This window comes from Streptomyces sp. NPDC091377, assembly GCF_044757045.1.
GTDB lineage: Bacteria > Actinomycetota > Actinomycetes > Streptomycetales > Streptomycetaceae > Streptomyces.
Genome location: NZ_JBIVUE010000014.1, coordinates 219697 through 233602, shown reverse-complemented (window position 1 = coordinate 233602; position 13906 = coordinate 219697). Strand labels below are relative to the sequence as shown.

The window sequence follows — 13906 nt, the reverse complement described above, 5'->3', positions numbered from 1 at the left end:
CTTCATCGCGCGTGAGGTCTACAAGTACCTGACCAGCATGAACATCCCACAGAACCAACTCCTACAGACCGCTTGACGATCTATAGGAGCTTCCACCTCCCCCGAGGTGCGGGTCGCCGGCAGCCCCGCCGACCTGGCGGCGTGCTTCGCCGTGCGCCGGGAGGTCTTCGTCGTGGAGCAGGACGTCCCGGAAGAGCTGGAGTACGACGCGTACGACGCGGAGGCCGTGCATGTCCTGGCGATCCGCGCGGACGGCACACCGCTCGGCACCGGCCGGCTGCTGCACGGCGCCGCGGCGGCGGCGAGGAACGGCGGCGATCCGGACGTCGGCTCCCTCGGCCGGCTCGCGGTGACGAAGGAGGCCCGCGGCCTCGGCATCGGCGCCGGGCTGGTCCGGGCCGTCGAGGACACGGCCCGCGCCCACGGCCTCACCGCGGTCGATCTGCACGCCCAGACCCATGCCCTCGCCTTCTACGAGCGTCTGGGCTACACGGCGTACGGCCCGGAGTTCCCGGACGCGGGCATCCCGCACCGGGCGATGCGGCGCGCGCTCTAGGGCCTGTCGTTCGGATCATCCCGGCGTCAGCACCGCTTCCTGCAGCCGGGCTGATCCGAACGACAGACCCTAGCCGATCAGGTTGCGGCACGTGCCGTGACCGATCGGTCGAACGCGCTGGTCACGGGGGGTCGCGTGGCAATCTGGGGGTCCGTGCTGCGACCGCCGACCTCCCGGAGCGCCGACCGTGGATCAACTGGCCCTGCTGTTCGTGCTGTTGGTCGGGGCCGTGCTCAGTGTCCCGGTCGGGGACCGGCTGGGGCTGCCCGCGCCGGTCCTGATGACCCTGCTCGGGATCGTGCTCGCGCTGCTGGATTTCGTGCCGAACGTCGGCATCCCGCCGGAGCTGATCCTGCCGCTGCTGCTTCCGCCGCTGCTCTACGCGGCCGTACGCCGCACCTCCTGGCGGCAGTTCGCGGCGAACGTACGGCCGATCCTGCTGCTCGCCGTCGCGCTGGTCTTCGTCACCATGATCTGTGTCGCCCTCGTGGCCGACGCGATCGTGCCGGGGCTCGGGGTCGCGGCGGCCGTGGCGCTGGGCGCGCTGGTGGCGCCGCCCGACCCGGTGGCCGCGACCGCGGTCGCCGGACAGCTCGGGCTGCCCCGGCGGCTGGTCTCCATCCTGGAGGGCGAGGGGCTCTTCAACGACGTCACCGCGATCGTGCTGTACCACGTGGCCATCGCCGCCGCCGTCAGCGGCACCTTCTCCGCCTGGCGGGCGGGGCTGGACCTGGTGCTGTCCGCCGTCGTCGCCCTCGTCGTGGGGCTGGTGCTCGGCTGGTGCGCCAACAAGCTGATGGACCTGCTCGGCGATGCCACCCTCCAGATCGGCCTCACGCTGCTGGTGCCGTACGCCTCCTATGTCGTGGCCGAGGAACTGCACGGCTCGGGGGTGCTCGCCGTGCTGGTCACCGCGCTCTTCCTGACCGACTACGCCACCGACGCCGACGACGTGATGACCCGGCTGGCCGGACACACCTTCTGGGAGATCATCGACACCCTTGTCACCGGAGTCGCCTTCGGGCTGATCGGGCTGGAGCTGCACAACGCGATCCGTACCGCGTCCGGGCGCTGGGGCGAGCTGCTGCTGTGGTCGGGGGCGGTCGTCGGCGTGGTGATCCTGGTCCGGCTGCTGTGGCTGCTGCCCGCGACCTGGCTGACCCAGAAGCTGCACGCCAGGCGGGACAACGAGGACGAGGAGATCCCGGTGAGCTGGCGCGAGACGGTCGTCATGTGGTGGGCCGGGATGCGCGGGGTGGCGTCGGTGGCACTGGCCCTCGCGATCCCGCTGACCACGGACGACGGATCGCCCTTCCCCGACCGCGACGAGATCGTCTTCATCGCGTTCGCCGTCATCATGGTGACCCTGGTGGTGCAGGGACTCTCCTTGCCGTGGCTGGTGAAACGCCTCGGGGTGCGGGCCGACAGCGAGCGCGAGCAGGAGTTCGAGCGGGCCCTCGCCCTGCGCGCGGCGAGGGCCGCCCGCCGCCGCCTGCGGGAGATCGAGGAGGTCGAGGAGCTGCCCGAGGAACTCTCCGAGCGGATGCTGCGCCGAGCCTACGAGATCGGCGTTCGGATCGATCCGCAGCTCGGCGAGGAGGAGCGCCGGGAGGGGCACGAGCAGCGGGCCCAGCGGGCGAGGCGGCTGCGGCGCATCGAGCGGGAGATGCTCAGCGCCGCCCGTCACGAGGTGCTGGCCGCCCGCGGCGAGACCGGCGCCGACCCGGAGGTGGTGGACCGGGTGCTGCGGCAGCTGGATGTACGGAGCATCCGCTAACGGGGGCGGCCGGGTGGCTGGGGGCGGTCGGGTGGTCGGGTGGTCGGGGGCGGTCGGGTGGCTGGGTGGCCCGGCGGTCGGGTGGCCGGGTGGTCTTCGCGGGGGGTGGGGTGGGCGCCGTAGGCTTCGATCATGACGCGCAATGTCGTAATCAGCGGTGGTGGTACGGGGATCGGGCGCGCGGCGGCCCGGTTGTTCGCCGAGGACGGTGACCGGGTGCTGTTGCTCGGCCGGCGGGCGGAGGTGCTGGAGCGGGCCGGGGTGCCGGGGGCGCTGACCTACGCGGCGGACCTCGCGGAGCCGGCGCAGGTACGGACCGTGGCCCGGTTCGTGGCCGACGAGCTGGGCACGGTGGATGTGCTGATCCACAGCGCGGGCGGCAACGGCGGCCTGGAGCCGCGCCCGACCGGCGCCGACCCCCTCGACACGGTGGCGCACGACTGGACGGTCAACCTCCGGATCAACACCCTCACCGCCGTCCTGCTCACCGAGGCCCTCAAGGACCGGCTGGCCGACCCCGGCGGGCGGCTGCTCTTCCTCAGCTCGATCGCCGCCTTCCGGGGCTCGGGCAGCGGGGCGTACGCGGCGGCCAAGGCGGCGCTGCACCCGTACGCCCATGATCTGGCCCGGCGGCTCGGGCCGCGCGGGGTCACCGTGAACGTGGTCGCGCCCGGCTATGTCGAGGAGACCGAGTTCTTCGGCGACGCCATGGACGAGGAGCGGCGGGCCCGGCTGGTCGCGGAGACCTCGACCGGACGGGCCGCGATGCCCGGCGACGTGGCGGCCACCCTGCACTGGCTGGCCTCCCCGCACGCCGGGCATGTCACTTCGCAGATCATCCAGGTCAACGGAGGCGCCGAGCGGGGGCACTGACCGGCCGGTGCATCACCGCTCGGGCAATCACCACCGGCCGGGGACGCCGCTCAGCCCCGTTCCGCGCCCCGGTGCGGTTCCACCGCCCGGCGCGGGGCCGGGGCGCCCGCGGGCCGGGCAGGACCGGAGCCGTTCACACCCGGCGGGAGGAGCGCCTCGGCGGTGTTGACCCTGGGCAGCGCGTACGGGTGCTCGCGGACCAGCCAGTCGAGCAGCTGCTCGCGGACCGCGACCCGGACCGTCCAGATGTCGTCGGCGTCCTTCGCCGTCACCAGCGCCCGCACCTCCATGGTGTTCGGCGTGCTGTCGGTGACGCACAGGTCCCACGCGCGGCCGTCCCAGGCCGGGCAGCCGCGCAGGATGTCCTGGAGCCGGGCGCGCATCGCCTCCAGCGGCGCCGAGTGATCGAGCTGGAGGTAGACCGTGCCGGTCATCTGCGGGGTGCCGCGCGACCAGTTCTCGAACGGCTTGGACGTGAAGTACGACACCGGCATGGTGATCCGGCGCTCGTCCCAGGTCCGTACGGTCAGAAACGTCAGGGTGATCTCCTCGACCGTGCCCCACTCGCCGTCCACCACCACGGTGTCCCCGATGCGCACCATGTCGCCGAAGGCGATCTGGAGCCCGGCGAAGAGATTGCTCAGCGTGGACTGGGCGGCCACACCGGCGACGATGCCGAGGATGCCCGCCGAGGCGAGCAGCGAGGCACCGGCGGCCCGCATCGCGGGGAACGTCAGCAGCATCGCCGCCACCGCCATCACACCGACGACGGCCGCGACCACCCGCATGATCAGCGTCGCCTGGGTGCGGACCCGGCGTACCCGGGCCGGGTCGCGCTCGGAGCGGGAGCTGGCGTAGCGGGAGTACGACGCCTCCACGATCGATCCGGCGATCGCCACCGCGAGCCAGGCCGCCGAGCCGATCAGCAGCAGGGTGAGCAGTTGCCCGATGCCCTCGCGGAAGTCGGTGAGCAACCGGGCCTGGTCGTACGAGCCTCTGAGCAGGGCGGCGAACAGGACGAGTTGATAGGGCACGCGCGCCCGGCGCAGCAGACCCCACAGTGAGGTCCCGCCGTGCCGTTCGTCGGCCTTGCGCAGCAACAGATCGGTGGCCCAGCCGATGACCAGGGTCAGCAGGACCGAGCCGCCGATCACGATCAGGGGTCGGAGCAGGTTCTCCATGCCAGAGAACGTAACCGGGGTTCGGGGGGCGTGAACATTTTCCCCCCGGATCCCTCCGGACCTGCGCTCTCCGGTCGCCCGGGAGCGGCGCTGTCGTACCCGGCTGGCACCATGGGAGGCATGAACATCGTGCTCTTTCACTCCGCCTACGGCCTCGGACCCGCGGTGCGTGACGCGGCGGACCGGCTGCGCGCGGCGGGCCACGAGGTCGTCACGCCGGACCTCTACGAGGGCCGTACGTTCGGCACGGTCGAGGAGGGCATGGCCGCCAAGGACGCGATCGGCAAGGACGAGCTGCTGAAGCGGGCGGTGCTGGCCGCCGCGCCCTCCTCCGAGCGGGGGCTGGTGTACGCCGGGTTCTCGCTGGGCGCGTCCATCGCGCAGACCCTCGCCCTCGGTGACGAGAAGGCCCGTGGGCTGCTGCTTCTGCACGGCACCTCGGACATCGCGCCGAACACGTACGTGGACGACCTGCCGGTGCAACTGCATGTCGCCGAGCCGGATCCGTTCGAGACGGACGACTGGCTGAGCGCCTGGTATCTCCAGATGGGCCGCGCGGGCGCGGACGTGGAGGTGTACCGGTACACGGGCGCGGGCCATCTGCACACCGACCCCAACCTGCCGGACTACGACCGGGAGGCCGCCGAGGCCACCTGGCGGGTGGCCCTCGGCTTCCTGGACTCCCTGGACTCCCTGGACTCCTTGGGCTCCGACGCGTAGCGGTACCCCGAGGGGGACCGGGTGGTCAGACCGGGCTGTGGGCGCGTTCGATCCGCTGGGTGCCGCTGCGGGTGCGGTAGGAGCGCTGCCAGGTGGCGGTGGCGTCCGCCCGGGTGCGGTCGGAGAGGGTGTAGTAGTCCATCTGCGCGCGCTCGGCCGTGAGGTCGAGGACGCCGAAGCCGTGGCGGTCGGTGTCGACCCAGTGGACATGGCGGTTGGCGGCGCGGATGAGCGGGGCGGCCACCCCGGAGACGGTGCCCTCGGCCGCGCCGACCAGGTCGTCGAGGTTGTCCGAGGTCACGGAGGAGACGACGAACTCGGTGGCGGCGGACGCGGACAGCGGATAGGTCGCCGCGTGGACCGGTACGTCGTTGGCCCACGCCATGTGGATGTCGCCGGTGAGGAAGACGGTGTTGCGGATGGCGTGGGCGCGCAGATGGGCGAGGAGTTCGCGGCGGTCGTCGGTGTAGCCGTCCCACTGGTCGGTGTTGATCGCGAGGCCGCCCTCGGGCAGCCCCAGCAGTTCGGCGAGCGGCTCCAGCAGTGCGGTGGTGAGCGAGCCGATCGCGAAGGGCGCGATCATCACCGAGTTGCCGACCAGCCGCCAGGTGGTGTCCGACGCCGTGAGCCCGGCCTTCAGCCAGTCGAGCTGGGCGCGGCCGGTCAGGGTGCGGTCGGGGTCGTCCACCCGGCCGTCGCCGGGCGTGACCTGCTGCGAGCGGAAGCTGCGCAGATCCAGCAGGGAGAGGTCGGCGAGCCTGCCGAAGCGCAGCGCGCGGTAGGTCGTACCGGCGAGGGCCGGGCGGACCGGCATCCATTCGAAGTACGCCTGCGTGGCGGCGGTCCGGCGGTCGGCGTAGGCGCCCTCGGTGCCCTCGGTGTGGTTCTGGGCGCCGCCGGACCAGGCGTCGTTGGCGATCTCGTGGTCGTCCCAGATGGCGACGCAGGGCGCGGCGGCGTGCAGGGCCTGGAGGTCGGGGTCGGTCTTGTAGCGGCCGTGCCGGGTGCGGTAGTCGGCGAGGCCGAGGATCTCGTGCGCGGGGGCGTGCGGGCGGATCACCGTGCCGCGGGTGCCGTACCGGCCGGAGCCGTACTCGTAGAGGTAGTCGCCGAGGTGGAGCCAGGCGTCGAGGTCGCCGCGCGCGGCGAGATGGCGGTACGACGCGAAGTGGCCGGCCTCCCAGTTGGCGCAGGAGACCACGCCGAAGCGCAGCCCGGTGACGGTGGCGTCGGGGGCGGGCGCGGTGCGGGTGCGGCCCACGGGGGAGTCGGTGCCGCCGGCGGAGAAGCGGAACCAGTAGGTGGTGGCGGGGGCGAGGCCGCGTATGTCAGCCTTCACGGTGTGGTCGGTGGCGGCTCTCGCGGTGAGCGAGCCCCGGGCGACGACATGCGTGAGCGCCTTGTCGGTGGCGACGAGCCAGCCGACCTCGGTGTCCGGGCCGCGTCCGGAGCCGGGCACGGCCTCGGGCGTGGGGGTCACCCGGGTCCACAGCAGTACGCCGTCCGGGAGCGGGTCGCCGGAGGCCACGCCGTGCGCGAACGCGGGGGCGCCGGCGGCGCGGGCGGGCAGTGCGGCGGCGAGCGGTCCGGCCAGCACCGCGCCGGCCGCCGCGGCCTTCACGACCGTACGGCGGCGCGGGGACGGGGTGAGGGAGGGGGAGTCGGTGGGGGTGGCGTTCTCTGATGCTCTGTCAGGTCTGGTCACGAACCATCAGGTTACTGAGCGGTACGCGAAAAGGCGGGCGAACCCGTGAAGTTCGCCCGCTCTTTCGCGCCTGGACGCCGAAGCGTCGTCGGCTCGGCCCGTGAGGGTCCCGGGCGGGACCCTCACTGCGGTCAGCCCTTCAGCGCCGCCTCGATGGCCGTGTTGAAGTCCGCGACCGTCATCGGCGCGTTGCCGCCCTCGGCGGTGACGTGCTTGCCGTCCATCACCAGGCTCGGGGTGCCCTTGACGTCGTCCTTGTTGGTGTCGAACGACTTCGACATGGCCAGCGCCCAGGCGTCGTAGGTGCCGTCCTTGACCGCGTTCTGGAACGTGGCGTTGCCCTTCAGCTCCGGGACCGAGTCGCCGATCTCGATCAGGTAGCTGTCGTCCTTGAACTTGTCGTCGGACTCCTCCGGGTGGAATTTCGCGGAGTACAGCGCGGTCTTGTACGCCATGAACGCGTCCGGGCTGACGTTCAGGGCGGCGCCCAGCGCGCTCATCGCGTTCTTCGAGCCCTCGGCGTAGCTGCCGATCTTGCCCTCGCCGAGCGAGTCGCCGTCGAGGAAGGTGCCGCCGACGAACTGGACCTTGTACTTGCCGTCCTCGATGCCCTTCTCCACGGTCGGGCCGACCGTCTGCTCGAAGGAGGCGCAGACCGGGCAGCGCGGGTCCTCGTACAGCTTGAGGGTCTTCTTGGCGCTGTCCTTGCCGACGACGACGGTCGTGCCGTCGGTGCCGGTGGTGTGGGCCGGGGCGGTGACCTTCTCGTCCTTCACGGCCTCCCAGTGGCCGGGCTTGTTGGCCTGGACGACGGCGTAGCCTATGCCGCCGGCCGCGGCCAGCACACCGACGACCGTGGCGGCGACGACGATCTGGCGCTTGGTCTTCGCGCGCTTCGCCTCCCGCTCGCGCTCCTGGCGCAGCCGCTCGCGGGCGGCGGTCTTGGCGGCGTTGGTGTTTCGCTTGCTCATGAATGATCTCCGTGTGGGGGTCAGGGGTGTGTGCGTGTGTGCGAGGTCTTCCGGGATGCCTGCGCGCCCGGCGTCCGGCGTCCGGCCTCCGGGGCACGGGTGCCGGTGATCAGCGGTCGGCCGCGCGGCTCTCCGCGCCGCCCCGGAGGGACGTGCCTCGGTGGGGCGTGCCTCGGTGGGGCTTCCGTGCGGGTGCTGGGTCAGCAGGCGGGGGCGGCCGGTGCCGGGGGGCCTCGGCGGGCCACCGTGTGCGACAGCAGCAGAGCGCGGACGGTCGCCCGCAGCGCGGTGGGGCGCGGCAGGCGCCGGGCCACCGGGCGGGGCCGTACGGTGACGGCGGCGACCGCGAGCAGCAGGGGGCGGAACGAGGTCGCGGCGGCGGCGCCGAGCAACTGGGCCAGGGCCCGCTCGCCGCGGCGCAGCCAGGCCGCCGCCAGCAGACCGATGCCGATGTGGGCGCCGAGCAGCAGCCAGGTGGCCTGCGGGTCGGCCCCGGCGATCAGGGCGGCGGGCGCGGAGGCGGTGCCGGCGGTGATGCGGGCCAGCGGGGTGCCGACCTCGCCCGCGCACAGCACGTCCAGGCCGACCGCGCGCAGCGGACCGGTCACCGGGCCGCCCGCGGGGCCGTAACAGGTGTCCTGGCCGGTGGTGAAGACCGTGTCGACGGCCAGCTCCAGCGGGATCAGCAGCGCGGCGATCCGGCCGAGGCTCTGCTCGCCGCGGCCGGTCAGGACGTAGGCGGCGGCGAAGACGGCGACCGCGGCCACCGCGACCGTGCCCAGCGGCAGGGGGACCCCGGACAGCAGCACGTGCGACGCGGCGCCGAGTGTCACGACGAGTGTCGTGAACAGCGCCGCGCGTACGACTCTGATCGGGGTCCCTGATATGTCCATCGCGGTGAGAGTGTGCCACGGAGTCCGTTAAGGGACTCCTAAAGACCGGCTGTGGACGCCGGACCGTTCTCCGTGGGTGACCGGTCCGTCACCGGAACGTCACAGGCCCGGGATGCGGCCGTTGCGGTACAGGTCCACGAAGATCTGGTGGTCCCGGCGGGCGCGGGCGCCGTAGTCGTGGGCGAATTCCACCAGGAGCGGGGCGAAGCCGTCCTCGTCGGCGGCGATCGCCGCGTCGATGGCGCGCTCGGTGGAGAACGGCACCAGGGACTCGCCCGAGGTGTCGTCCGCCGCCGCGTGCATCGCCGCGGTGGCCCGGCCGAGGTCGGCGACGACCGCCGCGATCTCCTCCGGGTCGTCGATGTCGCTCCAGTCCAGGTCGACGGCGTACGGCGACACCTCGGCGACCAGCTGGCCCGCGCCGTCCAGCTCGGTCCAGCCCAGCCACGGGTCGGCGTGGGCCTGGAGGGCGCGCTGGGAGATCACCGTGCGGTGCCCCTCGTGCTGGAAGTACTCCCGGATGGCGGGGTCCGTGATGTGCCGGGAGACGGCCGGGGTCTGGGCCTGCTTGACGTAGATCACCACGTCGTTCTCCAGGGCGTCGCTGTTGCCCTCCAGGAGGATGTTGTACGACGGCAGCCCGGCCGAGCCGATGCCGATGCCGCGGCGGCCCACGACGTCCTTGACCCGGTAGGAGTCCGGGCGGGACAGGGACGACTCCGGGAGCGTCTCCAGATAGCCGTCGAAGGCCGCGAGGACCTTGTACCGCGTGGCCGCGTCCAGCTCGATGGAGCCGCCCCCCGAGGCGAACCTGCGTTCGAACTCGCGGATCTCGGTCATCGAGTCCAGCAGCCCGAACCGGGTCAGCGCGCGGGCGTCGCGCAGCGCGTCCAGCAGCGGGCCCTCGGCGGTGTCCAGGGTGAAGGGCGGCACCTCGTCGCTCTTGGCGCCCGTCGCCAGCGCGTGCACCCGCTCGCGGTACGCCGCCGCGTAGACCGTCACCAGTTCGGTGATCTGCGCGTCGCTCAGCGCCTTCGCATAGCCGATCAGGGCGATGGAGGCGGCGAAACGCTTGAGGTCCCAGGTGAAGGGGCCGACGTACGCCTCGTCGAAGTCGTTGACGTTGAAGACCAGACGGCCGTTCGAGTCCATGTACGTGCCGAAGTTCTCCGCGTGCAGGTCGCCGTGGATCCACACGCGCGAGGTGCGCTCGTCCAGGAACGGACCGCCGCGCCGCTCGACCTCCAGGTCGTGGTAGTACAGGCACGCCGTGCCCCGGTAGAAGGCGAAGGCCGAGGCCGCCATCTTCCGGAACTTCACCCGGAAGGCGGCCGGGTCGGCCGCCAGGAGTTCGCCGAAGGCGGTGTCGAAAACGGCGAGGATCTCCTCGCCGCGCTGCTCGGCGCTGGGCTGCGGAACCGGCATCGGTACGTGCCTCCTGATGCATCTGTACGACTCTGTACGGCTTTGTACGACAGCGTTTCTGTCGTCTCCAACGGGCGGGGCCGACCGAAAGTGCCCGTGGCACCGACGGCGGGCCCCACCCGAGAAGGTACGCGGGGCGGGCGTCGGATTGTCAGTGCCGCGGCATAGACTTCGACGCTGTCCCCAGAAGTGTCCGCCCGCCTGTCACTCAGTGTTTTCCCTGGAGGTCACACCGTGTCAAAGCCGCCGTTCACGCACCTGCACGTCCACACCCAGTACTCGCTGCTGGACGGTGCCGCGCGGCTCAAGGACATGTTCAACGCGTGCAACGAGATGGGCATGACCCATATCGCCATGTCCGACCACGGCAACCTCCACGGGGCGTACGACTTCTTCCACACCGCGAAGAAGGCCGGGATCACCCCGATCATCGGGATCGAGGCGTATGTCGCGCCCGAGTCGCGGCGCAACAAGCGCAAGATCCAGTGGGGCCAGCCGCATCAGAAGCGCGACGACGTCTCCGGCTCCGGCGGCTACACCCACAAGACGATGTGGGCCGTGAACCGCACCGGGCTGCACAACATCTTCCGGCTCTCCTCCGACGCCTACGCCGAGGGCTGGCTCCAGAAGTGGCCCCGGATGGACAAGGAGACCATCTCCCAGTGGTCCGAGGGCATCGTCGCCTCCACCGGCTGCCCCTCCGGCGAGGTCCAGACCCGGCTGCGCCTCGGCCACTTCGACGAGGCCCTCAAGGCCGCCGCCGACTACCAGGACATCTTCGGCAAGGACCGCTACTTCCTGGAGCTGATGGACCACGGCATCGAGATCGAGCACCGGGTCCGCGACGGCCTCCTGCAGATCGGCAAGAAGCTCGGCATCCCCCCGCTGGTCACCAACGACTCGCACTACACCTACGCGCACGAGGCCGGGGCCCACGACGCGCTGCTGTGCATCCAGACCGGCAAGAACCTCTCCGACCCCGACCGCTTCAAGTTCGACGGCACCGGCTACTACCTCAAGTCCACGGACGAGATGTACGCCATCGACTCCTCGGACGCCTGGCAGGAGGGCTGCGCCAACACCCTCCTGGTCGCCGAGATGGTCGACACAGCGGGCATGTTCGAGGCCAGGAACCTCATGCCCAAGTTCGACATCCCCGAGGGCTACACCGAGGTCACCTGGTTCCAGGAGGAGGTCCGCCGGGGCATGGAGCGCCGCTTCCCGAGCGGCGTCCCCGAGGACCGCACCAAGCAGGCCGAGTACGAGATGGACGTCATCATCTCGATGGGCTTCCCCGGCTACTTCCTCGTGGTCGCCGACTTCATCATGTGGGCCAAGAAGCAGGGCATCGCCGTCGGCCCCGGCCGGGGCTCCGCGGCCGGCTCGATCGTCGCCTACGCCATGGGCATCACCGACCTCGACCCGATCCCGCACGGACTGATCTTCGAGCGGTTCCTGAACCCCGAGCGCATCTCGATGCCCGACGTCGACATCGACTTCGACGAGCGCAGGCGCGTCGAGGTCATCAGGTACGTGACGGAGAAGTACGGCGCCGACAAGGTCGCCATGATCGGCACCTACGGCACCATCAAGGCCAAGAACGCGATCAAGGACTCCGCGCGCGTGCTGGGCTACCCGTACGCGATGGGCGACCGGCTCACCAAGGCCATGCCGGCGGACGTCCTCGGCAAGGGCATCCCGCTCTCCGGCATCCTCGACCCCGCCCACCCGCGCTACGGCGAAGCGGGCGAGATCCGCGGGATGTACGAGAACGAGCCCGACGTGAAGAAGGTCATCGACACCGCCAAGGGCGTCGAGGGCCTGGTCCGGCAGATGGGTGTGCACGCCGCCGGTGTGATCATGTCCAGCGAGACCATCACCGAGCACGTGCCCGTCTGGGTCCGGCACACCGACCGCGTCACCATCACCCAGTGGGACTACCCGAGCTGTGAGTCGCTCGGCCTGCTGAAGATGGACTTCCTCGGGCTGCGCAACCTGACGATCATGGACGACGCCGTCAAGATGGTGAAGTCCAACAAGGGCATCGACATCGACCTGCTCGGTCTCCCGCTCGACGACCCCACGACCTTCCAGCTGCTCCAGCGCGGCGACACCCTCGGCGTCTTCCAGTTCGACGGCGGCCCCATGCGCTCGCTGCTGCGGCTGATGAAGCCCGACAACTTCGAGGACATCTCCGCCGTCTCGGCCCTGTACCGGCCGGGCCCGATGGGCATGAACTCCCACACCAACTACGCCCTGCGCAAGAACGGCCAGCAGGAGATCACCCCGCTCCACAAGGACCTGGAGGCCCCCCTCAAGGAGGTCCTGGACGTCACCTACGGGCTGATCGTCTACCAGGAGCAGGTGCAGAAGGCCGCGCAGATCATCGCCGGGTACTCGCTGGGCGAGGCCGACATCCTCCGGCGCGTGATGGGCAAGAAGAAGCCCGAGGAGCTGGAGAAGAACTTCGTCATCTTCCAGGCGGGCGCCCGCAAGAACAACTACAGCGACGAGGCCATCCAGGCGCTGTGGGACGTCCTGGTCCCGTTCGCCGGATACGCGTTCAACAAGGCGCACTCCGCCGCCTACGGACTGGTCTCCTACTGGACCGCGTACCTCAAGGCCAACTATCCCGCCGAGTACATGGCGGCGCTGCTGACCTCGGTCAAGGACGACAAGGACAAGTCGGCGATCTACCTCAACGAATGCCGCCGCATGGGCATCAAGGTCCTCCCGCCGGACGTCAACGAGTCGGTCCACAACTTCGCCGCCCAGGGCGACGACGTGATCCTCTTCGGCCTGGGGGCCGTGCGCAACGTCGGCACCAACGTCGTGGAGTCGATCATCAAGTGCCGCAAGGCCAAGGGGAAGTACGGCTCGTTCCCGGACTACCTCGACAAGGTCGACGCGGTGGTCTGCAACAAGCGGACCACGGAGTCGCTGATCAAGGCCGGCGCCTTCGACTCCATGGGGCACACCCGCAAGGGCCTGACCGCCCAGTACGAACCGATGATCGACAATGTGGTCGCGGTCAAGCGCAAGGAGGCCGAGGGCCAGTTCGACCTCTTCGGCGGGATGGGCGAGGCGGAATCCAGCGAACCCGGCTTCGGTCTGGACGTGGAGTTCGGCACCGACGAGTGGGAGAAGACCTATCTCCTCGCCCAGGAGCGGGAGATGCTCGGTCTCTACGTCTCCGACCACCCCCTCTTCGGCCTGGAGCACGTGCTGTCCGACAAGGCCGACGCGGGCATCGCCCAGCTCACCGGCGGTGACTTCGGCGACGGCGCGGTGGTCACCATCGGCGGCATCATCTCCGGCCTCCAGCGCAAGATGACCAAGCAGGGCAACGCCTGGGCCATCGCCACCGTGGAGGATCTCGCGGGCTCCATCGAGTGCATGTTCTTCCCGGCGACGTACCAGCTCATCTCGACCCAACTGGTCGAGGACGCCGTGGTGTTCGTCAAGGGCCGGCTCGACAAGCGCGAGGACGTGCCCCGGCTGGTGGCGATGGAACTGATGGTCCCGGACCTGTCGAACGCGGGCACCAACGCGCCCGTCGTGCTCACCATCCCGGCCACCCGGGTCACCCCGCCGATGATCAGCCGTCTCGGTGAGATCCTCCAGCACCACAAGGGTGACAGCGAGGTGCGGATCAAGCTCCAGGGGCCCACCAGGACGACCGTCCTGCGGCTCGACCGGCACCGGGTGAAGCCGGATCCCGCGCTGTTCGGCGACCTGAAGGTCCTGCTCGGACCGGCCTGCCTGGCGGGCTGACCGACCGGCTCGCCCTGCGCGGGGCTGACCG

The 13906-nt window shown here is 70.9% G+C and carries 10 protein-coding genes; 5 read left to right on the top strand and 5 right to left on the bottom strand.

Annotated elements, in window-relative coordinates:
* Positions 1-106: 106 nt before the first annotated feature.
* The 3 genes from ACIQNG_RS28025 to ACIQNG_RS28015 all read left to right on the top strand — a co-directional run bounded on the left by ACIQNG_RS28025 (position 107) and on the right by ACIQNG_RS28015 (position 3206).
* Complete coding sequence (locus tag ACIQNG_RS28025; protein WP_401488804.1) at positions 107-556, top strand: GNAT family N-acetyltransferase; 450 nt, start codon at positions 107-109, stop codon at positions 554-556.
* 187 nt (positions 557-743) lie between these two features.
* Positions 744-2333: a Na+/H+ antiporter gene (locus tag ACIQNG_RS28020; RefSeq protein WP_401488802.1), complete on the top strand. Its 1590-nt coding sequence runs from the start codon at positions 744-746 to the stop codon at positions 2331-2333.
* 132 nt (positions 2334-2465) lie between these two features.
* Complete coding sequence (locus ACIQNG_RS28015; RefSeq protein ID WP_401427123.1) at positions 2466-3206, top strand: SDR family NAD(P)-dependent oxidoreductase; 741 nt, start codon at positions 2466-2468, stop codon at positions 3204-3206.
* A gap of 50 nt (positions 3207-3256) precedes the next feature.
* Here the strand turns inward: ACIQNG_RS28015 and ACIQNG_RS28010 are convergent, their stop codons facing one another.
* Positions 3257-4387, bottom strand: coding sequence for a mechanosensitive ion channel family protein (locus ACIQNG_RS28010; RefSeq protein WP_401488800.1), 1131 nt, complete (start codon positions 4385-4387; stop codon positions 3257-3259).
* 120 nt (positions 4388-4507) lie between these two features.
* Here ACIQNG_RS28010 and ACIQNG_RS28005 point away from each other — a divergent pair, with 120 nt between their 5' ends.
* Positions 4508-5107: a dienelactone hydrolase family protein gene (locus ACIQNG_RS28005; RefSeq protein ID WP_401488798.1), complete on the top strand. Its 600-nt coding sequence runs from the start codon at positions 4508-4510 to the stop codon at positions 5105-5107.
* A gap of 25 nt (positions 5108-5132) precedes the next feature.
* On the opposite strand, the gene ACIQNG_RS28000 is transcribed toward ACIQNG_RS28005, so the two are convergent.
* The 4 genes from ACIQNG_RS28000 to ACIQNG_RS27985 all read right to left on the bottom strand — a co-directional run bounded on the left by ACIQNG_RS28000 (position 5133) and on the right by ACIQNG_RS27985 (position 10101).
* Positions 5133-6812 (bottom strand): alkaline phosphatase D family protein, encoded by a 1680-nt coding sequence (locus ACIQNG_RS28000; RefSeq protein WP_401488796.1) that lies wholly within the window; start codon positions 6810-6812, stop codon positions 5133-5135.
* 131 nt (positions 6813-6943) lie between these two features.
* Positions 6944-7783: a thioredoxin domain-containing protein gene (locus ACIQNG_RS27995; RefSeq protein WP_401427132.1), complete on the bottom strand. Its 840-nt coding sequence runs from the start codon at positions 7781-7783 to the stop codon at positions 6944-6946.
* A gap of 200 nt (positions 7784-7983) precedes the next feature.
* Complete coding sequence (locus ACIQNG_RS27990; RefSeq protein ID WP_401427134.1) at positions 7984-8676, bottom strand: hypothetical protein; 693 nt, start codon at positions 8674-8676, stop codon at positions 7984-7986.
* Between the two features lie 99 nt (positions 8677-8775).
* Positions 8776-10101, bottom strand: a complete 1326-nt coding sequence (locus ACIQNG_RS27985; RefSeq protein WP_401427136.1) for a DUF2252 domain-containing protein — start codon at positions 10099-10101, stop codon at positions 8776-8778.
* Positions 10102-10335: 234 nt separating this feature from the next.
* Here ACIQNG_RS27985 and dnaE point away from each other — a divergent pair, with 234 nt between their 5' ends.
* On the top strand, positions 10336-13875 hold the full coding sequence (gene dnaE / locus ACIQNG_RS27980) for a DNA polymerase III subunit alpha (RefSeq protein ID WP_401488793.1): 3540 nt from the start codon (positions 10336-10338) through the stop codon (positions 13873-13875).
* Positions 13876-13906: the final 31 nt, after the last annotated feature.